Raw genomic sequence first — 20499 nt, 5'->3', positions numbered from 1 at the left:
AGTCGTCGGCAGCGTCAGAGGTGTATAAGAGACAGCGTAAGGAGGCCTCGCGATGAACGCTCCCTTCCGGCTGCACTCCGCGCTCGCCGCGCTGCTGTTCCTCTCCGCTTCCGCCTCCGCGCAGACGCCCGCTCCCGCCGCTACGCCCAAGGCCACTGCCGCTCCGCCGAAGGCCGCTGCTGCCGCGATGCCGACCGCTCCCGCCGCGACTCCTGCCACGCAGCCGCCGAAGGCCGCTGCCGCTGCCGCGACGCAGAAGCCCGCGCCCGCCGCTACGGCCGCCACGACGCCACCGAAGCCCGCGCCAAAGGGCGTCACGTTGCCCGCCGCGACCACCGTCACGCTGAAGAACGGTGCGCGGCTGCTCCTCGTGGAGAAGCGCGAGCTTCCCCTCGTGGCCTTCTCGGCGTGGCTCCGGGGCGGCGCCGTCACCGACCCCGCGGGCAAGGAGGGCCTGGCCGCGCTCACCGCCGAGCTGCTCCAGAAGGGCGCCGGCTCCCGCGACGCCCAGCAGTTCGCCGACGCCGTGGACGGCGTGGGAGGTGAGCTGGAGGTCACGCCCGGCCGCGACGCGGTGACGCTCACCGGCAGCTTCCTCGCCCGCGACTCCGCGCTGATGGTGGAGCTGTTGTCAGACATGCTCGTGCGCCCGCGCTTCGACGCGCAGGAGCTGGAGAAGACCCGCGCGCGCCGCGTGTCGGAGCTGGCCGCCGCGAAGGACGGCGACCCGCGCGCCCTCATCGGCACGTACTTCGACGCGTTCCACTTCCCCGCGCACCCATACGGCCAGCCCATCGGAGGCAGTGAGGCCTCGCTGCCCGCGCTCGGCCGGGACGACGTGCTCGGCTGGGCGAAGGCGAACCTCGGTGGAGACCGGCTCATCCTCTCCGTCGTGGGGGACTTCGACGCGAAGGCGCTCGCCGCGAAGCTGGAGTCCGCCCTGGGCGGCTGGGCCCCCGCCGGACAGCCCCTGACCCCGGTGCCCGCCACCGCGCCCACGAAGGGCCGGCGCGTGCTGCTCGTGGACAAGCCCGACGCCACCCAGACGTACTTCTGGATTGGCAACACCGGCATCCCCCGCACGGACCCGGACCGCGTCGTGATGGAGCTGGGCAACACCGTGCTCGGCGGCCGCTTCACCTCGCTGCTCAACACCGAGCTGCGCGTGAAGACGGGCCTGACCTACGGCGCCCGCTCCTCGCTCTTCCCCGGGCTCCAGGCCGGCCCCGTCATCCTCTTCTCCTATACCCAGACGGAAAGCACCGGCCGCGCCATCGACCTGGCCCTGGACGTGCTGTCGCGCTACCGCAAGGACGGCATGGATGACGCCATGCTCGCCTCCGCCCAGGCCTATGTCCTGGGGCAGTTCCCCCCGAAGCTGGAGACGGGCGCGCAGCTGGCCATGAAGCTGTCGGAGCTGGCCTTCTACGGCCTGGACGCCCAGGACGTGAACGGGTTCGCCAGCGCCGTCTCCGGCACCACCCGCGACAGCGTACGCACCGTGCTCCAGCGCGTCCTGCCCGCCCCGCAGGACCTCACCTTCGTCCTCATCGGCAAGGCATCCGCCCTGCGCGACGTGGCCCGCAAGTACGGCCCCGTCACCGAGATGAAGATCTCCGACAAGCGCTTCACCCCGGTGTCCGCGCCCATTCGCTGAGCGCGAGGCATCCGGGTCGTTGGGACCGCAAGTCCTTGCGCCAGGCAAGGACTTCCCGGGTGACCCGGCATGTCGGGCAGGTGGCTGCGTAGGAGTGGGGGTCGGCGCTGGAACTGGCGCCGACACTCCACCATCGCAAGTCGCCTGGAGGCGTCATGTCGTTGCGTCGTCTGTCGTTGTTGCTGGTCCCCACCTGCGCCACGTGGCTGGGCTGCGCCGAACCGGAGCCCACCGTGCGCGCCGAGCTCCCGGCGGAGAACCCCGAGTGCCCCGCCTCGTCCGCCGTGCTGGTGAAGGCCGACACCCGCTTCCACTCGGGCGCGAGGGTGACCGCCGTCCCGCAGGACCTGTCGGGCCGCGACCTGGAGCTCTTCATCCTCCAGGGCTCCGGATTCGAGCGGCGCGCGCCGGTCGCCGTGAGCGACGGGAGCGTCTGCTTCCGCGACGTGCCGGAAGGGGCGGATTACTACCTGCGCTCGGACACCACCTACTACCTCGGCCACACGCGCCGCTTCGACCTGGGCGTCAACCGCAACGGCCGGCCGGACACCGTCACCTCCGATGCAATCCAGACGCCCGTGAGGCTGGACCTCACCGGGCTCCAACCCTGGCGGGCCCACGAGACCTCCGCCGAAGGCAGCCTCCTTGAGGTCGTCAGCGGCGAGGTGGCCTGGACGGCCGGACTGACGTTCCCGGCGGCCCAGCCCGTGGCCGGCGCCACCCAGATGCAGGGCATGGAAGCCCAGGCGTGGTCCCTCGACGGCAGGCTGCCCGTCCTGGAGGGGGAGAAGGGCGACCGGCTCTACGTCAACCAGCTCGACCTGGTGGAGGACGGGAGGCTGCCGAGCGGCGCGCCCCTGAAGTACCGCACCGTGGTGGGCAGCCTGCATGCCCCGGCCGTCTCGTTCACCCCGGATGGCGACCCGGCGCTGGTGCTGTCCGGCGAGTTGAAGGCGGTGCGCCAGGCGTCCTTCTCCCCGCAGTGGCCGCTGTCCGCGTTCACCCGCTGGGGCCCGGAGGTGAACCCGGACGCGCAGGCCGGCGAGGCCCGGTTCGACGTGATGCCCGCGACGTTCAGCCTGACGGCGGGCCGGGTGGGCTACCAGGGCGAGCTGTTCACGCTCGAGGTCCCCGGCGGCGAGGACGGCGACATCGCGCGCCGCTTCACCTACGGCAATCCCTATCCTGGAAGCTGGGGCCTGGTGGGCTCCGCGAGCTACACGTTCGTTTCGCCCACCCCGGTCATCGTGGGCAAGAGGATCCACCGTCCCAGCGGCAGCATGCTCGTCATGGACCGGCTGTCCTCCCTGACGGCCCACGCCATCGTGCCGGTCATCACTCCGCCGCGGCTGCTGCGCATCGACGGGATGGATGCCGCCACGGTGCGGACGGTGACGTCCACCCAGCCGGTGGTGAGCTGGCGGTCGCCGTTCGAGGGGGTGCCCGGGTCCTACCAGGTCGAGTTCATCAAGCTGGGGGCGGAGGCCACCGACAGCCCGACGGTGAGCTTCTTCGTGACGTCGGACCGGCAGCAGGTGAGCCCGCCGCCGGGCGCGCTGGAGGCCGGCTCCACGTACTACGTGCGCGTGACGGCGGACGGTTCGTCCTTCACGCCCTGGCAGGCGCCGGGCGCCACCGCCGACGTGCTGCCCGTCTACAAGGCGGCGACGTTCAGCGCGGCCTTCACCACGCCGTAGCCCCGGAAGAAGGCGCCCGCTACCGCGAAGCCTGGCGGTGGCGGGTGAGGCACCGCTGGTAGCGCGCATCCACCGAGCGCGCGAACCACGCCGTGCTGCGCTCCCCGCTCAGCTTCACGCTCTTGAGCGTCACCTGCGGAAGCTGGGCGTAGGCGGGCGGCTGTCCCGTCTGTTTCGCATACACGCGTTTCACCGAGAGATACGTGTCGGTTGTTTCGAACTCCGCGGTCTTCTCCTTCTCCACGTCCTTGCGCACCCGGCGCTCGCTCAATTGCGGTGCGTGACGTTGTCTGAAGACAAGCAAGGCCTTGAGGCTCTGGCTGTCTTCATCCCGGGGTTCGCCTTCCTTGTCATACAATCTCAGGTCGCCATCCGTCGCGAGAGTGATTCCGGTGAGGCGGCTGACCTGGGCCTGCAGCGCGGCGTTGCGTGAGCTGTAGACACCGGCGTTGTAGTCCGCGAAGCGGAAGAGCGGCTCGCCGTACGCGGCCTCGAAGCCCAGCAGCCGCGACGTGCCGTACCGTACGCCCCCGGCGCGCGTGTACAACGAGTCCCGCACCTCGTCCGGATCCGCGTCCTCGCCCGCCTTCTCCACCGCGTAGCGCACGCTGACCTGCATGGAGCCCGCGGTGGTGATGGGGTTCTGCCCCGCGAACGAGGACGGGCCGAACAGGGTGCTGGCCAGGTCCGCCGCCGCGTACGTCGCCGGATAGGCCTCCTTGTAGTACGCGAGCATGTCGCGGAAGAGCCGGTCCAGGTCCCGCTCGCTGCGCGCCGCGTCCAGCCGCGCCCCGAAGGAGCGCTTCGCCCCCTTCGGCTTCGCGGCCAGCACCTCCTCCAGCACGCGCCGCCCCAGCGGCCCCAGCTTCCCCGCCGTGCTGTCCAGCTTCTGACGCACCAGCTTCGCGAGCCCCGGCACCGCGGGGTCCGCCTGGAAGCCGGACTCCTGTTCGATGACGGCCAGCACCTGACACACCACCGACGGCGACGGGAGCTGCGCTTCCGCGTCCAGCGCCGCCAGCACGTCGCGCGCCCAGCCCTCGCGCTCCTCGCCCTTCACCTTCGCGGGCAGCAGCCGCGCCACCTGCGCCGCCGTCAGCCGGGGCGGAGGCGGGACCTCCGTCGCGGGCCCTGGCGCCCGCGACGCGCACCCCACCGCGAGGCCCAGCAGCACCACCAGCGCCAGGGCCCGCGTCGTCCTCGACCCCCGGGGCCGGGGACTGGCATCCTGCGTCATGTCAGCCCTCCCGTGCATGCTGCGGCCCGCCTCCTGAAACACCTGAAACATCCTGCCGGGCACCGAGGCTGTCGCCAGGGAGGCTCGAAGACAGACTCATCCAAAGGAGGTCCGATTAACGTGTAATTCGCGCTCAGTAGGCTTGTTCTGGAGGGCGGGGGAAAGTAACTAAACGCACTTTCTCCAAAAAGTAGTTGCCCTGATGATTTCAAGTGTGACACGTATCATCCCGCTGTTCTTCTTGGAGGTATCGCGTTGGCTACTCGACTGTTGAAGACGATTGGCGCGGCTTGGCTCGGCGTGGCTCTGACGGCGTGCGGTACGCAGGGTTCCACGGGTGATGAGACGCAGGCGCCGGAGCAGGAGAAGTCGGGCGAGGACATCCAGAGCACGCTGAACGCGCTCGGTGGTGCCCAGGTGGTGGGTGTGCACGCGGACGGCATCCCGGACAGCATCCGGGGCGAGCTGGGCCGCGCGGTGGGTACGCTGAACACGCTGTCCGCCGCGCATCCGGCGGTGGCGGGCGTGGCGCCGGCGTTCCGGCTCAACGCGGAGGACCTGGTGCTGCGCTCTTCGCACCGCGACGAGCAGGGCAACCAGCACCTGCGCTTCAAGCAGACGAAGAACGGCCTGGAGGTCGTCGGCGGTGAGCTGGCGGTGCACGTGCGCCCGGACGGCACGGTGTACGCGGCCAACGGCTCCGCGCGCGACGGCATGAAGCTGTCCGCCACGCCGCGCATCGCGGGGACGGCGGCCCGGGAGGCGGCGCTCGCCGCGACGGTGGGCAAGGACCTGTCCGCGCAGGGCACGCCCCGGCTGGTGTACGTGCGCACCGAGGACGGCGCGCTGCGCCTCGCCTACGAGGTGACGGTGACGGGCGAGGGCGTGGACAGCCCCATCCGCGACCGCGTCTACGTGAGCGCCCAGGACGGCTCGCTCGTGCTGCGCGCGCCGGAGATCCACACGGCGCTCAACCGCCGCGTCTACAGCGCGAACAACGGCACGAGCACGCCGGGAACGCTGAAGCGCAGCGAGGGCCAGGCGGCCATCGGTGACTCGCACGTCGACACCAACTACGACATGCTGGGCTACACCTACGACTGCTACAAGACGCTCTTCAACCGCGACTCGCTGGACAACGCGGGCGCCGTCCTCATCAGCACGGTGCACTACAGCACCAACTACGTGAACGCCTACTGGGACGGCACCCAGATGGTGTACGGCGACGGCGATGGCGTGAACTCCATCGAACTGGGCAAGGACGCGGACGTCACGGTCCACGAGCTGACCCACGCGGTGACGTCGAAGGAGTCCAACCTCACGTACTCCGGCCAGTCCGGCGGCCTCAACGAGGCGATGTCCGACACGTTCGGCGCCATCTGCGAGAGCTGGAAGTCGGGCACCTGGAGCACCGCGCCGGCCATCTGGATGGTGGGCGAGGACGTCTGGACGCCCGGTACGGCGAACGACGCGCTCCGCTACATGGATGACCCGGTGAAGGACGGCGCGTCCAAGGACTGGGCGGCCAACGTGACGTCCGGCACGGACGTGCACTACAGCTCCGGCGTGCCCAACCTGGCGTTCGCGCTGCTGTCCAAGGGTGGCGTGCACCCGCGCGGCCGCTCCACCATCAACGTGCCGGCCATCGGCGTCGAGAAGGCCGCCCGCATCTGGTACAAGGCCAACACGGACATCTACACGGCGGGCACCACGTTCCTGCAGGCGAAGACCTGGACCATCCAGGCCGCGCAGGAGCTGGGCTACGACCAGGCCACCCAGGACGCGGTGAAGGCCGCCTGGGAAGCGGTGGGCGTGGGCGGCGTGGTGGTGCCTCCGACGACGGTCCCGCTGACGAACAACGTCGCGGTGACGGGCATCGCGGACGCGGCGGGCAACAACAGGTACTACACGCTGGCGGTGCCCGCGGGCTCCACGGCGCTGACGTTCACCACCTCCGGTGGCACGGGTGACGTGGACCTGTACGTGCGCTTCGGTTCCGCGCCGGACGCGGCGACCTACGACTGCCGTCCGTACGCCGGTGGCAACGCGGAGACGTGCACCATCACCAACATCCAGGCTGGCACCTACTACGTGATGCTCAACGCCTACTCGGCGTACTCGGGCGTGACGCTGAAGGGCAGCTACACGGGCGGTGGCGGACCGACGGGCAACGTGCTGCAGAGCAACGTGCCGGTGACGGGCATCTCCGGCGCGGCCTCCTCCTTCACCACGGAGTGGACGACCCTGGATGTGCCGGCGAACACGACGGTCACCATCACCACCACGGGTGGCACGGGTGACTCGGACCTGTACGTGCGCTTCGGCTCCTCGCCGACGACCACCACGTACGACTGCCGTCCGTACACCTCCGGCAACGCGGAGACCTGCACGCTGACCAAGACGACGGCGGGCAAGTACTACGTGAAGCTGCGCGGCTACGCGGCGTACTCGGGCGTGACGCTCAAGGCCGTCTACTAGTCGGTTCCGCAGGATGGAAGACAGGCACCCGGGGAGCCCCAAGGCTTCCCGGGTGTCGTCGTTTCGGGAGTCCAACGGCGTGACTAGCGGCGCACCTGCACGTCGCGCGCGACGGTGCGGCCGCCGATGAGGTCGAACCGGGCGCTCACCGGGGTGCCTTCGCGCAGCTCCCGGAGGGACACGCGCTGGCCCTGGCGCAGGCCACGGCTGCGAGGGTCGAGCTGCAGTTCGTAGACGGTGCCCTCGGCGTCGCGCACGTGCAGGCTGTCGCGGCCCACGCGCGTGACCTTGCCGCTCACGGTGCTGGAGGCGATGACGACCTGCTCCAGCGGCCGGTCCGCGGTGTTGTCCGTCACGGCCGCCTGCGCCGCCTTGGCCGCGCCCTCGTACCAGGCCTCGTCGTCGTTGGCCTGGACCGCCTGCGCGCCAATCATCACGCGGCCCTCGTCCGGGGCCAGCGTTCCGGGCTGTCCGTTCGCGGTCGGCCCCACGGCGCCCTCCGCGGGAGGCCGGGCCGGGGGCATGCCGCTGCCGCCGGTGGCCGGGGCCTGCTGGGCCTGGGCGTCGCCGCTGCCTCCGTAGTCTGGGACCTGTTCCTCCTCCATGCGGTCGGGTTCATTTTCCGGAGGGCTGCGCAGCAGCCGTCGGGTCCCCGGAGGTGGCGCCGTGTCCGGTGGTATCTGGGCAATCGCCTGGGACCGGAGGCCGTCCGTCGCGCCCTGTGCCAGGACGGGCCTGGCGGGCACCCAGAGCGCCCCGTTCGTGGAGTCCCTCGTCGGCGTCGCCTGGAGCCCCGTCGTGTCCGTGCCGTCGTGCTCCCGACATCCGGAAGCAAGCGAGCACAGTCCCACCATTCCCATCCAAAGCCAGCGTCCACCCATCCGCCAATCCTCCCGCAGGCAAACGTGCGGACGACCTCCGGCCGCTGCAAGCGCCCGGTGTCAGGGCGGGGTTGGTCGCTCGGTAGGAGCAGGCGACCAGGCAGGGAAGGTGGTCGCCACGGCCTGCACGTGCTCGCGCACCAGCTGCCTCGCGGCGAGCAGCTCCGAAGCGCTTCCGGGCGTGTAGCCCAGGCACAGCACCACGTCGTCCTCGGGCGCGGCGCGCGTGCCCAGGGCCGCGTAGTCGAGCGAGCGCGGAACGGGCTCGCCCTCCGTGTCATGGGTGAAGCGGCCGAACACCGTGGCCTGGGCATCGCGCCCCGGAGCGGTCTCCTTCAGCGCGAAGAGGCGGCGCAGCGCGCAGAGGGACTCCGGGCGCTCGCGCAGCAGCTCCGGACGGGCGGGGCCGCCCAGCTCCCACTCGAGGAGCTTCAGGCAGCCGCGCACGAACTCCACGTCGGTGATGACGAGGCCGTAGAGGTACCAGTCCGCGCACGCGGCCTGGACCAGCCGCGCCTGCGCGTCGGTGAGCCAGCCGAAGGATGGACAGGTGAAGGTCTCGCAGACGGTCGCGCGGTACACGCCGCAGTCGCGCAGGTCCGTGCCGCCCGTCACCAGGGGATGCCCCAGGCAGCCCACGCGCTGCTGCTCCGCGTCCAGGAAGCCCAGCAGGGGACACACCCGCACGATGGGGAAGAGCGCGGAGGCGCCACGGTTCGCGGTCAGCTCGCGAGCCGCCTCGCCATAGGCCTCCGGCGTCCGGGGCGCATGGGCAAGCCGCGCTGTCTGCGTGGCCAGCCGCTGGGTGAGCGCCGCGCGCGAGTGGTCGCGGAAGTTGTAGAGGCCGCAGCAGGCACCACACGAGGCGCCCCCACCGGGCTGGCACAGGTGGAAGGAGACCGACATGCGCGCATTGTGACGGATGCCGGGCGCTCGTGGCGCGCGGAAGATGCACTCGGGCGCGGAGCGCTCAGAACCAGTCGGCGTGCATGCGGGCGTACGAGTCCTCGCCGGTGCGACACAGGTGGGCGAGCAGCGGCACCCGGGGGACCTCCACCGCGAACCAGTACTGCGTGGCGGCGAGCTTCCCTTCGTAGAAGGCGCGGTCGGAGCCCCCCGCGCCCGTCAAGGCCGCGCGCGAGAGGCCGTCCTTCGCGGCGGCGGCCTGCGCGAGCCAGCGCCACGCCACGGCCACCACGCTGAAGAGCTCCAGGAAGTCCGCGCTGTGGCGCAGCATCGCGTCCACCTCGCCCGCCATGCCCCGCGCGCCCAGCTCCAGCGTGAGGGACGCGGCCTGCTGGAGCGCGTCCTCCAGCGCGTCGCTCCAGGCGGGCTCCACGCCCGCGGCCCGGGCGCGCGCGGTGGTGGCGCGCACCTCCTCGTCAAGCACGTGCAGCGCGGCGCCGCCTCCGGCCACGGCCTTGCGCCCCAGGAGGTCCAGGCCCTGGATGCCGGTGGTGCCCTCGTGGATGCTGTTGAGCTTCTGGTCGCGCAGCCACGCCTCGGGCAGGTACTCGCTGGAGTAGCCGTAGCCGCCGTGGATCTGCAGCGCGAGCGCATTGGACTCGAAGCCCCTCTCCGCCGGGAACGTCTTGGCGATGGGCGTGAGCAGATCCAGCAACAGGTGTGCGCGCTTGCGCGTGGCTTCATCCGGCGCGTGGTTCGCGAGGTCCGCCTGGGTGGAGGTGGTGAGCAGCAGCGCGAGCCCGCCCTCCACGATGGCCTTCTGGCGCAGCAGCATGCGCCGCACGTCCGCGTGTTCGATGATGGGGGACTGGGCGCGCGCGGTGTCGCGGGCTCCGGCGGGCCGGCCCTGGGGACGCTCGCGCGCGTAGGCGAGCGACTCCTGGTAGGCGACGGCCGCGGTGGCGACGCCGTTGAGGCCCACCATGATGCGCGCCTCGTTCATCATCTGGAACATGCAGGCGAGCCCGCGTCCGGGCTGGCCTACGAGCCAGCCGTGGCAGTCATTGGATTCGCCGAAGTTGAGGACGAGGCTGGGCAGGCCGCGCCAGCCAATCTTGTGGATGACGCCGGCCACCTGGACGTCGTTGGGGACCCGCGTGTCGCCTTCGGGCCGGCGCGCGGGCACGGCGAAGAGGGACACGCCGCGCGTGCCGCCCTCGGCCCCGTCGATGCGTGCCAGGGTGAGGTGCACGACGTTGTCGGTGAAGTCCTGGTCACCGCCGCTGATGAAGATCTTCGAACCCTGGAGGCGGAAGCTGCCGTCGGGCGCGGGCGTGGCGCGGGTCTTCACGTCCGCCAGGCTGCTGCCGGCCTGGGGTTCGGTGAGGGCCATGGTGCCGGTCCACTCGCCCCGGTAGAGGCGGGCCATGAAGTGTTCGCGCAGGAAGGGCGTGCCGAAGACCTCCAGCAGGTGTGCGGCGCCGAGCGTGAGGCCCAGATAGCCATAGGCGCTCAGGTTGGCGGCCATGAGGTAGGCGCTGGCCACGGCGTGCACGGTGAGGGGGAGCTGCTGGCCGCCCACCTCAGCGGGACGGGTGGCGGTGAGCAGGCCCAGGTCCACCATGCCGGCGTAGAGCGAGCGCATGGCGGGGTGGACGCGCACGCGGCCGTTTTCGAAGACGGGCGGGGCGGCGTCCATGGGCCGGTAGGTGGGGGCGAGCACCTCGCGGGCGAAGCGGCGGGTGCTGTCCAGCAGGAGCGCGAAGGTGTCGCGGGAGTGGTCCTGGAAGGCGGGGAGTGTGCAGAGGGCCTCGGTGTCCAGCACCTCGTAGAGCTGGAAGTCCACGTCGCGGTCCGACAGCAGCGGGTTGGGGCGGGGCACGCTCATGTCCTGGTGCGTACCAGGACGGGGCGGCGCCGTCGAAGCTGTCGTGCGCGGGGCTTCTTCTGTCGGACAAGGGGACGGGGAGACAGGGGGCGCAGGGCATCCCGGTGTGGCCGCTGCGAGCAGGGGGGCATGACGCACCTTCAAGAGAGGTGGCCCGAGCCCTGGAGGCGCGGGCGCCTTCAAGAGAGGTCGGTCACATGGTCATCATCGGGTCGATGCTGGTGGGCATCCTGTTGCTGCTGGCCATCATGGCGGGAGTCGTGATGGGTGGAGCGCTGGCGAACAAGACCACGCGCATGGATGTGGAGCGGGACGCCGCGAGGCGAGCGGCACGGCGGGACGACGAACGGCAAGGGCCGGTGGGGCCCGTGGGGCGACGGCCCTAATACGCGTGAGCGGTGAATCGGTGGGCGCTGCTCCTGGGGCATGGGAGGATGCGCCGTGCGATTCGCGTTGCCCTGCCTGCTGGTGCCACTGCTCGTGGGGTGTGCCGCCTCGACCCCTGCTCCGACCCGTGTTGCGGCTGCGAAGACGGTTCGAGGTCCCTGGGCGGAGATTCCAGCGGTCGAGATGCCCGCGGAAGACAGGTCCATTCCCATCGATCTGCTGCGAGACGTGGCGGAGGCACTCCTCAAACGTCCCGGGGCCCGGACGTGCGACCCGGTGACCCATCGACCCATCCAGGGGTTGTCCACGGAGTATTGCGCGACGGTCATCATCCGTGTGGAAGTCCGCCCTCATCGGTGGACCTCCTGGCCTGGCCTACCGACGCGTTCGAGCCGATGACCGCCATTGCGATGGTCCGTCTCGTCCCGGGCAATCCCGCGCCCGCCCTGTTCAAGAGGGTGGCCATCGAGATGGCGTCCGCACTGGTCGCGGAGCGAGCTGACGGGACGCGGGTCTACCTGCGCTATTTCCCCACGGGAGAGGTCGAGCAGTGGAGTGGCCGCCGACGCCGGTGGGTCCTCCTGGGGATCTGTGCCCCGATGGTGAGTCGGTTCGATGCGGCGCCCCAGTGCACGAAGGGGCCGCTGCAACTGCTGCGCGAATAGGAGTCATGGACGATGGTCAGGGGATGGGCAGCAGGACTCGTTGCGATGCTCATAGGCTGTGCCGCGCGGTCGCCGGCCTGGAAGACGCCGGTTGAATGGCCGGACGACAACTCGGCCACGCTCGTGGGACAGCCCATGGAGGCTGGTGCCGCAGTGGCCGCGGCGGGCGCGGTGCGCGAGTTGATCCGCACGAACACCGACCCCACCTTGTTCGATGGGTGCTCGACCCCGGAGCAGGGCCTGATGGTCGCCGTGTTCACCGGGCCGACGTCGGGTTTGTATTACGTGGTGGTGCATCAGGACTTCCGGCGGTGTGGTGGACCGCGCATCCGGGTCCTCGATGCCTGGGACGCCTATGCGGTCACCCCTCAGGGGCAGGTGGTCGCCAAGGCTCCTCCGCCCGCGGGCGATGCTTCCTTCGCGGCTCCACCCACTCCCCCGGAACCCCCAACACCGCCGCCCGCAGCCAGCCCGCAGCCTCCCGTGGAGCCTCCCGTGCAGGAGCCACCACCTCCCGCTCCGACCCCCTGACTACAGGGGCCGGGGGGCGTAGTAGCGGCGCAGCCAGCGGCTCAGGCCGTCCAGGCCGGGGAAGAGCACGCGCTCGGTGATGTTCGCCTGGTCGAGCTTGTCCCGCACCTCCCACTTGAGCGACGCCGGCACGATGAGCCGCCGCACCCCCTCGTGCTGGTGCCCCAGGAAGTCGTTCAGGCTCAGGCCCGGCCCGTTCATCACCGAGAACAGCGCGAACTGGTTCACGATGCGCGCGTCCAGCGACGGCGGCTCGAAGAACAACACGAACGGGTGCTTCGCCAGCCCGTCGAACGTCGTCAGGTCGCCCGCCACCGTCGCCAGCATCTCCGCCGTGAACACGTCCGCGCCCTCCATCCGCAGCTGGTCTCTCAGCGGCCGGGGCAGCTGCTGGTTCGTCTGGTGGTAGTCCACGCACCAGATGGCCCCGTCGGCGTTCGCGTACTCCTGCCGCTCGGTCATGAAGTGCAGCGCCACGTACGGGCTGAACGTCCAGTCCAACAGCCGCGTCGGCATCCCGTGGTGCTGCGCCAACGCCAGCCAGTCCCACACCGAGGTCAGCTGCGCCGTGCCCGGCACGCCCCGCGCGTACTTGCGGAAGGCGCGCAGCAGATCCCGCTCGTGCCGCACGAACGCACCCTGGCGGTTCAGCGCCGCCGACAGGTCCAGGCTCGCGTCCGGGACGCCCCGGAAGACGAAGCTCGTGCGAAACCGCCCCAGCGGCTCGTTCCAGGAGCCCCCGAACAACAGGTCCTGCAACTCCAACCATGATGTGACGCGCTGCTCCTGCATCCCGCCCCCTCGCACCCCAAGGTGGTGCCTGCCTCACGAGGCGTCACCAACCCGGAGGCCCGGAGGCATTGAACGACGGGCGCCCCCAGGTCCGCTTCCTCCCCCTGCGGGGAAGCACGGGCCCGGTCGGACGCCCGGTCGCCTCAATCACAGATGTAACACTGAATTACGGCGAACTACGGCCGCCCGAAATCGGCGGGCTGGGTGAAGGCATACGAACTCGCACCCGGTGCCTTGTCCGCCTGGAACAGCGGGCACTTGGCGCAGGTGAAGCTCTCCCAGTCCTCGCGGACCGCCACGTCGATGCAGCCGCTGTAGAAGCGGCAGTGGACGTTGCGGTACTCCTCGATGGAGAAGGAGTCAGCCCGCAGCGGGAGATGAAACTCGGTGGGTCGCGGCTGTGGACAAGGCATTGGTTCTCTCTAGCCCCCCTCGTGGGTGCTGATTCCCTCTACCGACTGGTGCGTCGCGTCATTCCCGAGGGCCGGGCATGCAGGTACTGAACGCCTGCACCCTGGCTCATCGCAGCCAGCAGAAGACCGTGTAGGTTCGAAACGCTCAAAAGGCAGAACAGCCTATGCACGTCATGCGTCCCGGGCCCGCCCTGCCAGGATGTCTGCCTTCACGTCCGCCGAGCAGGCGGGCTTGACTGTCGGAATCTTCACTCGCGGAGCGCTTTCCCGCGAAGATGCGGAATGTGAGCTCCCCCGTTCGAACCTCCCCCGTCCCGTCCCGCTGGCTGGGTGCCCTGGCCCTGGCCTCGCTCATCCTGCTCAGCGGCTGCTCCGCCTTCTCCCGCGCGGTGCGCGAAGGCGATGCCTCCTCCAAGGAACGCCGCTGGGCGGAGGCCGAGGCCGCCTACCTGCGCGCCCTGGCCGCGGATCCGGAGGCCTCCGAGGTCACCGTGAAGCTGCGCGCGGTGCGCAAGGAGTGGGGCGCGGAGGTGTACCAGGAGGCCGGCGCCGCCCATGCGTCCGGGGACCTGCCGTCCGCCACCAAGCTGCTGGTGCGCGTGCTGGAGCTGGACCCCGAGCATGACGGCGCGCGCGCGCTGCTCGCCCAGACGTTGGATGCGCGGGTGGGGGTGGCGCTGGGGCTGTTGAAGGAGGAGAAGCTCCAGGAGGCCCGCGCGGAGCTGGACGCGGTGCTGGCCGTGGCCCCGGACCACACCGGCGCGCGCAAGGGCGTGGACGCGGTGCAGGTGGCGTGGGCGAAGCGCTTCTTCGCGAGCGCGGAGACGCTGGAGAAGGCCGGCAAGCTGGGCAACGCGCTGTTGGCCTACGTGCGCGCGGACCAGGAGCGCGTGGGCGCCACCGCGGCCCGGGAGCGGGCGGAGGCGGTGCGGTTGAAGCTGCGCGACGAGGTGGCCTTCCTCGTGGTGGCCGCGCCCGTGGATGACCAGGCGCAGGCGCCCGACGTCGCCCAGCGGCTGGGCGCGGGCCGGCTGGCCGCGTTCCTGCCCACGCAGCTGCCCCTGAAGGTCGTGACGGAGGCGCCCCCGGGGCGCGTGGGCGTGAAGCTGGAGCTGGCGCTGGAGCGCGTGCTGCCGCTGAAGGCCATCGAGGAGTCGCAGCGCTCCAAGCGCTACCTCGCGGGCAACCGCTCCGTGCCCAACCCCAAGCGCGGCCAGTTCGAGTCGAAGCTCCTGGAGACCGAGCGCACCCTGGAGGCGGTGGAGCGCAAGCAGGCCGCGGTGCTGCGTGAGTACCTGCGCGCCCAGGTGGAGCTGGGCACGCTGCGCGATGCCGCCGAGCGGTGCCGCGAGCGGGAGAAGCGCGAGTGCCGCGAGGCCCTCCAGGAGTGCGGCGAGGAGGCCCGCGACGCGAAGAAGCCGGGCAGCCTCCCCGGGGAGTGCAACCCGGAGCGCTGTTCGGGGCAGTGCACGCAGGACGAGGGCCTGATGGTGCAGAAGGCCAAGGCCACGCGCGTGCTGGAGGGCGCGGTGCAGCTGGCGTTGGACAAGGCGGAGTCGCAGCGCTCGGAGGTGCAGCGCCACCGCGACGCCGTCTTCCGCGAGCCCATCACCGTGGAGGAGCCGATGTACTCGGACTTCGTCTACGACGTGCAGCTGCACCGGCTCACCGTGACGGCCACCGTGACGACGGTGATGCGCGACCTGCTCACGCCCCAGCAGGTGCCCGCGCCCAACACGCAGGACTACGCGGTGCTGCACGAGGACGTGACGCACAAGGGCTATGACCGCTACGGCGTGCTCGCGGACCCCGTGCAGCTGCGCAACGAGCTGGAGCTGCGCGTGGACGCGGGCGACAAGGCCGTCGCGGACCTGGCGAAGCGCGTGAAGGCGCGCTTCGACGTGTACCGCGGCAAGCGCGTGGAGGACGCCCGGCGCGGCATGGTGCGCCCCGGCGCCGAGGACGTGGTGGAGACCGCCGTGCGCGCGCTGCTGCTCACCGCCGACGCGCCCCCCCAGGACGTGCTCCAGCCCGTCGCCCGCGCGCGCGGCCTCACGCGGCCCGAGGCCCTCCTGGGCCTGTAGTCGCCAGGAGCCGAAGCGCCACCGGTCGCCCGCCGCGCGAAGTCGCGGCGGGGGCCGCAGCCTTCACTCCGCGCAGGCCTCGCACGACGCGCGGGCCTTCACGCCTCGCGAGCCTCCACGCCTCGCGAACCGCGCAAGCCTCAGTCGAGGCTGGCGCTCATCTCCGGGCGCTCCAACCGCAGCGCCTCCACCCGGCGGCGGCGGGTGCCCGCGATGGCCAGGTGCCAGCCTCCGGCCGCGATTCCCAGCGCCATGCAGCCCACCCACAGTGAGGGCGACCCGTAGCGCCCCAGCACCGCGCCCCCCAGCGCGGGGGCGGCGCTGGACGCGAGCCCCCACATCATGTGGTACACGCCCTGGTAGCTGCCGCGCAGCTCGCCAGGCGCCAGGTCCGCCACCACGGACGGCGCCACCGGCGACTGGACAATCTCCCCCAGCGTCCACACCGCCACGGCGAGCATCGCCCACGGCACGCTCGCCGGCAGCGCATGCAGCCCGAAGCCCACCCCCGTCAGCACGCCCGCGAGCGCCAGCGAGGTGGAGCGCCGCAACCGGCCGGTGACGCGCGTGATGAACGGCTGCAGCGCGACGATGAGCACGCCGTTGACGGACAACACCAGGCCATAGGCGGTGGGGCTCAGGCCCTGCGCGGCCAGCGTCACCGGCAGGCTCATGTGGTTCTGGAAGAAGAGGAGCGCCAGCACGAAGATGGGCAGGCAGAACGCCAGGTAGACGCCGTCGCGGAAGGGCGTCAGCAGGTCCCCCAGCGTGGAGCGCGCCACGCGCCCCGGCTCCGCCGCGGGCTTCGTCTCCGGCACCAGCACCCAGACGCAGCAGCCGTAGAGGAACGTGGTCACCGCGTCCGCGATGAAGAGCAGCCGGTAGCCCAGCGTCGCCAGCAGGCCCGCGAGCGGCAGGGCGATGGCGAAGCCCAGGTTGATGACCCAGAACAGCAGCCCGTACGCCCGAGCGCGGTCGCGCGGCGGCACCACGTCCGCGACGGCCGCCGCCACCGCCGGACGGTACAGCTCCCCCATCAGGCCCAGCAGGAAGGCCGCGACCGCGATGCGCGGCAGCGTGTCCGAGTAGCCGGTGAGCAGCATCGCGCCCGAGCCCGCCCACAGCCCTCCGGCGAGCGTGATGCGGCGGCCCACCCGGTCCGCGAGCATCCCGCCCAGGGGCGCGGCCAGCACCGCGCCCGCGCCGTTGAGCGACACGACGAGCCCCGCCTGCTCCACGCTGAAGCCGCGCTCGCGCGTCAGGTACAGCGCCAGGAAGGGCGCCACGAAGGCCCCCAGCCGGTTCACGAAGGTGCCCACCCACAGCACCCAGTACGTGCGCGGCAGGCCACCCCCGCCGAGCGCTCTCACCATCGTGGCAACGGGATTCATGAAGGAGGCCGGACGCGGAGTCGAAGGGGAGGCTGACCGCGCGCCACAATGCGCCTGCCCCCCGGCCGTTACCACTGGCTTTTGTTCACAGGACTGGACTTCCAAGGCGGGCTCCTCCAGGTTGCGCCGCCACCGGAACGGGAAGGCGAAAAGCGGGGCATGGGTCAGGTCATCGGACTGCTGGGGGTGTGCCTGGTGCTGGGGGTGCTCGCCCGCCGCACCGGCCGGTTCCCCGAAGCCACGGCGTCGGTCTTCAACGTCTTCCTGCTCAACGTGTCGCTGCCCGCGCTGGTGCTGCGCGCGATGCACAGGCTGGAGTTCGTGCCCGGGCTGCTGGTGGCCGCCGTGGCCCCGTGGCTGCTCTTCCTGGGGGCCAGCGTCTTGATGCGCCTGTTGGGCCCCCGGCTCGGGCTGTCACGCGAGTCGGTGGGGGCGCTCGTCCTCTCCGCGGGGCTGGGCAACACCGCCTTCGTGGGGCTGCCCATGGCGGCGGCGCTGCTGGGGCCCGCGGGCGTGCCGGTGGCGGTGGTGGCGGATCAGCTGGGCTCGTTCCTGGTGGCATCGACGCTCGCCACGCTGGCGGCGGCGAAGGCGAACGCCGGGGGCTCGCTGCCCGCGCGCGTGCTCGTGCGCAAGGTGCTGATGTTCGCGCCGTTCCAGGCCCTGGTGGTGGCGCTGCTCTTGCGGCCGTTCGCCTTCCCGGACTGGCTGGACGTCGTGCTGCAACGGCTGGGCGACCTGCTCACGCCGCTGGCGCTCTTCATCGTGGGCTTCCAGCTGCGGCCAGGCGGGCTGCGGGAGCGGGCACCGGCGCTCGCGCTGGGGCTGTCCTACAAGCTGGTGCTCGCGCCGCTCGCCGTGCTCGCCCTGCTGGCGTTCGTCCCGGGGCTCGCGCTGGTGGTGAAGCAGGCCACCGTGCTGCAGATCGCCATGGCCCCCATGGTGACGGCCACGCTCATCGCCGCCGAGTACAAGCTGGACACAGAGCTGGCGGTGCTCATGGTGGGCGTGGGCATCCCGCTGTCGTTCTTCACCGCGCCGCTCCTCATGGCCCTGGTGCACTGAAAAAGAAGGGGACCGCGGCGCGCCACGGTCCCCACGTGCCTCTTCGCACTCTTTCTACGTCTGTCGCCGCCGCGAGCGGGGGCTCCCCGGGCGGGCCGTACACCGTGAGGAGGGACGCTCGCTCAGGCGAGCGCCGTGGTCTCGAAGGACAGCTCCACGCCGTTGGGCTTCACGCGCATCTGCGGGCGCGACAGCACGTGGCAGTGGGGGCAGTAGCCGTGGGCGCCAGCGGGCGTGGCCCGGATGGAGACCGCGCCGCCGCACATCATGCAGCCCTCGGGAAGATCGAAGTCCGCGAATCGCTCTCCGCTCTGGGTCTCGAAGTGGGTCATGCCATTGAGTTAACGCAGGATCAGCCCAACACAAGGACGATACGACCCGGGTCCAGGGCTGCAAACGTTACCGGGGGGTACACCGACTGCTCACCTGCTGACACCGCAACCCCTTGGCCGGACGTGGGCAGGCTGGCACGGAGATTTCATAGCGCACACCCTCGGACAGCGTTGGGACGGGGGAGGTGTGGGATGGGCGCGGAGAACACGGTGACGGTGCGGTGCGACCGGAAGGGCTGGCGCGTGGAGGTGGAGGCCGGCGAAGGGGACGTGCGGCGCTACCGCTACGGCAGTGAGGCGCAGGCCCGGTACTTCGCGGCGGTGTTCGCCCTGGGGCCGAGCGTGCTGCCCCCCAAGGACCATGCGCGAAGGCGGCAGGGGGCCCGCTTGCCTCTACCCATGCGGCCCTCTTTCGGAGAGGCTGCGATGCATGAGTGATGCTCCCAAGCCCAAGCCCTTCATCATTCCCAACCGGCAGCACGTCACCAAGGAGCCGGATCCCGGCGGCCGCTGGTCCACGCAGTTCCCGGAGATGATCGGCTACACCAGTCAGGGCGGCGGCAAGGTGCCGGCCGACTTCGAATGGAACACCAACCCCAAGCAGTGGCAGGAGGAGCTGACGCCGCAGACGCTGGCGGAGCGCTTCGAGGCGCTGCGCATCCTGCCGCCGAAGCAGGAGGCGCCCGCGCTGCCCTCGGCCGCGGCGTCCACCGCGCCCACGCCGCCGCCGTTGCCCGGCATCAGCACCGCCACCGGTACCCCGAAGCCCTGAGCGTGACTAGCTGAACGGCAGGCTGGCCAGCCGCTCGCGGAAGCGGGCGAGCAGGTCCCTGGCGCCAGCCTCGTTGAGCCCCGCGGCCGCCTCCTGGCGGCCCTTGCGGAGGAAGACGTCGAAGGGGACCGAGCGGCCGGACAGCGCGCCCGCGGCCTCCACCGCTTCCTCCAGGACGCGCGCCGCGCCCGGCGAGCCCAGCTCCAGGTGCATGTCCACCTGCTCCAGCCGGACGCCGCTCGCCGCCCACACCGCGCGGTCATGCACGGTGAGCCAGGTGCGCGTCAGCTCGTCCATCGCCTCTTCCAGGAGCGCGAGGAAGGGCTCCACGAGTCCGGGCAGCACGTCCGGCCCCAGCTCCGCCTTCGTGCCCGCCTCGCGCAGCCGGCCCCGCGTCGCGACGATTTCGCGCTTGGTGGGCGTGCGCAGCGCGAGCGACGAGGACAGGGACACGAACGCCGCGAGGCTCTCCTCCGCCTGACGGGCCAGCGCGGGCCGCTGGGCGTCCGTCGCCTTCGCCGCGCGCTCCAGCCGGCCCTGCAGCGACCGGCGCAGGTCCGCCGCCGCGCCCCGGAGGGCCACGCGCGCGCCCACCTGGTGCGAGTAGCCGGGCACCACGTCCTCGTGCCGCACGTCGGCGAAGGCCGCGGCGGTGAGGTAGACGAGGTCGCCCACGCGGTTGCGGAAGTCCGCGCGCGACGCGGCCAGCTCTGACATCAGCGTCCAGCGGTCGCTCACGACCTCCGGCCGCCGCATCTGCACGCCCAGCTCCTGCACGCGCTTGGAGAGGCGCTCGGCGCTGGCGTGCAGCACGGCCTCCGCTTCCTGCGCGCGGCGCTCGTCGGAGCTGGACGGGGGCGGGGCCCAGCCGCCGTCGCTGGAGCTGGCAGGACGGGCCGGCGGAGGGAAGGCGTCGCGGATGGCGACGACCAGCCGGTTGACGTCCACCAGCGTGTCGCCGATGGCGGGCGCCATCGTCTCCCAGAGGGACAGGTCCGCGGCGTCGTCGGGCTCGGCGGTGGTGGGCTCGTACTTCACGACGTTCAGGTGGCCCAGCCGGTCGATGGCGACGGCGGCCGCCTGGTAGACCTTGCGCAGCCGCTCCGCGAAGCCCCGGTCCATCAGGGACTCGAGCAGTGCATCCAGGCGGGGAGGCAGGGCGTCCTGCGGAGGGCGGTTCTTCGGCGCGACCATGGCGCGGCCACCACCGTGCAGGCGGACAAGCGCTACCAGCGCGTCCCCAAGCAGTCCGAGCTGCAGCTCGACCCCCGCGCCGCCTACGTGCACCTGACGAGCAACAACACCATCTTCGGCTCGCAGTGG

General features: G+C 71.4%; 19 protein-coding genes and 1 pseudogene. 11 read left to right on the top strand and 9 right to left on the bottom strand.

The window, feature by feature from the left end:
• Positions 1 to 187: 187 nt before the first annotated feature.
• The gene (locus D7X12_RS24075) at positions 188 to 1657 is read left to right on the top strand and encodes a M16 family metallopeptidase (RefSeq protein WP_120627618.1); all 1470 of its coding nucleotides are present in this window, start codon (positions 188 to 190) and stop codon (positions 1655 to 1657) included.
• Between the two features lie 155 nt (positions 1658 to 1812).
• Positions 1813 to 3354, top strand: coding sequence for a fibronectin type III domain-containing protein (locus D7X12_RS24070; protein WP_147443786.1), 1542 nt, complete (start codon positions 1813 to 1815; stop codon positions 3352 to 3354).
• 19 nt (positions 3355 to 3373) lie between these two features.
• Here the strand turns inward: D7X12_RS24070 and D7X12_RS24065 are convergent, their stop codons facing one another.
• Positions 3374 to 4591 carry a DUF1615 family protein gene (locus D7X12_RS24065; RefSeq protein WP_120627616.1) on the bottom strand — a complete coding sequence of 406 codons (1218 nt, stop codon included), beginning with the start codon at positions 4589 to 4591 and terminating at the stop codon, positions 3374 to 3376.
• A 255-nt stretch (positions 4592 to 4846) separates the two neighbouring features.
• Here D7X12_RS24065 and D7X12_RS24060 point away from each other — a divergent pair, with 255 nt between their 5' ends.
• Entirely contained in the window at positions 4847 to 7069 is a 2223-nt protein-coding gene (locus D7X12_RS24060; protein WP_120627615.1) for a M4 family metallopeptidase, read from the top strand.
• A gap of 83 nt (positions 7070 to 7152) precedes the next feature.
• On the opposite strand, the gene D7X12_RS24055 is transcribed toward D7X12_RS24060, so the two are convergent.
• The 3 genes from D7X12_RS24055 to D7X12_RS24045 all read right to left on the bottom strand — a co-directional run bounded on the left by D7X12_RS24055 (position 7153) and on the right by D7X12_RS24045 (position 10744).
• On the bottom strand, positions 7153 to 7674 hold the full coding sequence (locus D7X12_RS24055; RefSeq protein ID WP_244224744.1) for a hypothetical protein: 522 nt from the start codon (positions 7672 to 7674) through the stop codon (positions 7153 to 7155).
• A 336-nt stretch (positions 7675 to 8010) separates the two neighbouring features.
• Complete coding sequence (locus tag D7X12_RS24050) at positions 8011 to 8856, bottom strand: hypothetical protein (RefSeq protein ID WP_120627613.1); 846 nt, start codon at positions 8854 to 8856, stop codon at positions 8011 to 8013.
• Between the two features lie 64 nt (positions 8857 to 8920).
• On the bottom strand, positions 8921 to 10744 hold the full coding sequence (locus D7X12_RS24045) for an acyl-CoA dehydrogenase (RefSeq protein ID WP_120627612.1): 1824 nt from the start codon (positions 10742 to 10744) through the stop codon (positions 8921 to 8923).
• A gap of 197 nt (positions 10745 to 10941) precedes the next feature.
• Here D7X12_RS24045 and D7X12_RS24040 point away from each other — a divergent pair, with 197 nt between their 5' ends.
• The 3 genes from D7X12_RS24040 to D7X12_RS24030 all read left to right on the top strand — a co-directional run bounded on the left by D7X12_RS24040 (position 10942) and on the right by D7X12_RS24030 (position 12327).
• Positions 10942 to 11130 (top strand): hypothetical protein, encoded by a 189-nt coding sequence (locus D7X12_RS24040; protein ID WP_120627611.1) that lies wholly within the window; start codon positions 10942 to 10944, stop codon positions 11128 to 11130.
• A gap of 411 nt (positions 11131 to 11541) precedes the next feature.
• Positions 11542 to 11796, top strand: a complete 255-nt coding sequence (locus D7X12_RS44500) for a hypothetical protein (protein ID WP_244224743.1) — start codon at positions 11542 to 11544, stop codon at positions 11794 to 11796.
• A 45-nt stretch (positions 11797 to 11841) separates the two neighbouring features.
• The gene (locus D7X12_RS24030) at positions 11842 to 12327 is read left to right on the top strand and encodes a hypothetical protein (RefSeq protein ID WP_244224742.1); all 486 of its coding nucleotides are present in this window, start codon (positions 11842 to 11844) and stop codon (positions 12325 to 12327) included.
• On the opposite strand, the gene D7X12_RS24025 is transcribed toward D7X12_RS24030, so the two are convergent.
• A complete protein-coding gene (locus tag D7X12_RS24025; RefSeq protein ID WP_120627609.1) occupies positions 12328 to 13119 on the bottom strand; it encodes an FRG domain-containing protein in 792 nt (263 codons plus the stop codon). It abuts the gene before it with no gap.
• Positions 13120 to 13295: 176 nt separating this feature from the next.
• On the bottom strand, positions 13296 to 13532 hold the full coding sequence (locus tag D7X12_RS24020; protein WP_120544820.1) for a hypothetical protein: 237 nt from the start codon (positions 13530 to 13532) through the stop codon (positions 13296 to 13298).
• Between the two features lie 275 nt (positions 13533 to 13807).
• Between D7X12_RS24020 and traC the strand changes: the two genes are divergently transcribed.
• Positions 13808 to 15616, top strand: a complete 1809-nt coding sequence (gene traC, locus D7X12_RS24015; RefSeq protein ID WP_120627608.1) for an outer membrane exchange accessory lipoprotein TraC — start codon at positions 13808 to 13810, stop codon at positions 15614 to 15616.
• Positions 15617 to 15756: 140 nt separating this feature from the next.
• Here traC and D7X12_RS24010 read toward each other — a convergent pair whose 3' ends face one another.
• Positions 15757 to 17007 (bottom strand): MDR family MFS transporter, encoded by a 1251-nt coding sequence (locus D7X12_RS24010; protein WP_120627607.1) that lies wholly within the window; start codon positions 17005 to 17007, stop codon positions 15757 to 15759.
• A 159-nt stretch (positions 17008 to 17166) separates the two neighbouring features.
• Between D7X12_RS24010 and D7X12_RS24005 the strand changes: the two genes are divergently transcribed.
• On the top strand, positions 17167 to 18072 hold the full coding sequence (locus D7X12_RS24005) for an AEC family transporter (RefSeq protein WP_120627606.1): 906 nt from the start codon (positions 17167 to 17169) through the stop codon (positions 18070 to 18072).
• Positions 18073 to 18194: 122 nt separating this feature from the next.
• Here the strand turns inward: D7X12_RS24005 and D7X12_RS24000 are convergent, their stop codons facing one another.
• Positions 18195 to 18404, bottom strand: a complete 210-nt coding sequence (locus tag D7X12_RS24000; protein ID WP_120550221.1) for a hypothetical protein — start codon at positions 18402 to 18404, stop codon at positions 18195 to 18197.
• A 192-nt stretch (positions 18405 to 18596) separates the two neighbouring features.
• On the opposite strand from D7X12_RS24000, the gene D7X12_RS23995 reads away from it, so the two are divergent.
• Positions 18597 to 18842, top strand: coding sequence for a hypothetical protein (locus D7X12_RS23995; protein ID WP_120627605.1), 246 nt, complete (start codon positions 18597 to 18599; stop codon positions 18840 to 18842).
• The gene (locus D7X12_RS23990; protein WP_120627604.1) at positions 18835 to 19176 is read left to right on the top strand and encodes a hypothetical protein; all 342 of its coding nucleotides are present in this window, start codon (positions 18835 to 18837) and stop codon (positions 19174 to 19176) included. Before D7X12_RS23995 ends, D7X12_RS23990 begins: the two co-directional genes overlap by 8 nt.
• Before the next feature lie 6 nt (positions 19177 to 19182).
• Here D7X12_RS23990 and D7X12_RS23985 read toward each other — a convergent pair whose 3' ends face one another.
• Complete coding sequence (locus tag D7X12_RS23985; protein WP_120627603.1) at positions 19183 to 20370, bottom strand: serine/threonine-protein kinase; 1188 nt, start codon at positions 20368 to 20370, stop codon at positions 19183 to 19185.
• A gap of 18 nt (positions 20371 to 20388) precedes the next feature.
• Here D7X12_RS23985 and D7X12_RS44495 point away from each other — a divergent pair.
• Positions 20389 to 20499 (top strand): annotated as a pseudogene (locus tag D7X12_RS44495) (3-phosphoserine/phosphohydroxythreonine transaminase); the annotation flags it as partial.

The sequence above is a fragment of the Corallococcus sicarius genome, from assembly GCF_003611735.1.
Taxonomy (GTDB): domain Bacteria; phylum Myxococcota; class Myxococcia; order Myxococcales; family Myxococcaceae; genus Corallococcus; species Corallococcus sicarius.
Note: the sequence above shows the minus strand (reverse complement) of the source record. Positions and strands in the feature narration are given on the sequence as shown.

Coding starts and splice junctions, on each gene's coding strand:
- D7X12_RS24075 (WP_120627618.1), top strand. CDS start 188: ATGCCGACCGCTCCCGCCGCGACTCCTGCCACGCAGCCGCCGAAGGCC.
- D7X12_RS24070 (WP_147443786.1), top strand. CDS start 1,813: ATGTCGTTGCGTCGTCTGTCGTTGTTGCTGGTCCCCACCTGCGCCACG.
- D7X12_RS24065 (WP_120627616.1), bottom strand. CDS start 4,591: ATGACGCAGGATGCCAGTCCCCGGCCCCGGGGGTCGAGGACGACGCGG.
- D7X12_RS24055 (WP_244224744.1), bottom strand. CDS start 7,674: ATGGAGGAGGAACAGGTCCCAGACTACGGAGGCAGCGGCGACGCCCAG.
- D7X12_RS24050 (WP_120627613.1), bottom strand. CDS start 8,856: ATGTCGGTCTCCTTCCACCTGTGCCAGCCCGGTGGGGGCGCCTCGTGT.
- D7X12_RS24045 (WP_120627612.1), bottom strand. CDS start 10,744: ATGAGCGTGCCCCGCCCCAACCCGCTGCTGTCGGACCGCGACGTGGAC.
- D7X12_RS24040 (WP_120627611.1), top strand. CDS start 10,942: ATGGTCATCATCGGGTCGATGCTGGTGGGCATCCTGTTGCTGCTGGCC.
- D7X12_RS44500 (WP_244224743.1), top strand. CDS start 11,542: ATGGTCCGTCTCGTCCCGGGCAATCCCGCGCCCGCCCTGTTCAAGAGG.
- D7X12_RS24030 (WP_244224742.1), top strand. CDS start 11,842: ATGCTCATAGGCTGTGCCGCGCGGTCGCCGGCCTGGAAGACGCCGGTT.
- D7X12_RS24025 (WP_120627609.1), bottom strand. CDS start 13,119: ATGCAGGAGCAGCGCGTCACATCATGGTTGGAGTTGCAGGACCTGTTG.
- D7X12_RS24020 (WP_120544820.1), bottom strand. CDS start 13,532: ATGCCTTGTCCACAGCCGCGACCCACCGAGTTTCATCTCCCGCTGCGG.
- traC (WP_120627608.1), top strand. CDS start 13,808: ATGCGGAATGTGAGCTCCCCCGTTCGAACCTCCCCCGTCCCGTCCCGC.
- D7X12_RS24010 (WP_120627607.1), bottom strand. CDS start 17,007: ATGAATCCCGTTGCCACGATGGTGAGAGCGCTCGGCGGGGGTGGCCTG.
- D7X12_RS24005 (WP_120627606.1), top strand. CDS start 17,167: ATGGGTCAGGTCATCGGACTGCTGGGGGTGTGCCTGGTGCTGGGGGTG.
- D7X12_RS24000 (WP_120550221.1), bottom strand. CDS start 18,404: ATGACCCACTTCGAGACCCAGAGCGGAGAGCGATTCGCGGACTTCGAT.
- D7X12_RS23995 (WP_120627605.1), top strand. CDS start 18,597: ATGGGCGCGGAGAACACGGTGACGGTGCGGTGCGACCGGAAGGGCTGG.
- D7X12_RS23990 (WP_120627604.1), top strand. CDS start 18,835: ATGAGTGATGCTCCCAAGCCCAAGCCCTTCATCATTCCCAACCGGCAG.
- D7X12_RS23985 (WP_120627603.1), bottom strand. CDS start 20,370: ATGGTCGCGCCGAAGAACCGCCCTCCGCAGGACGCCCTGCCTCCCCGC.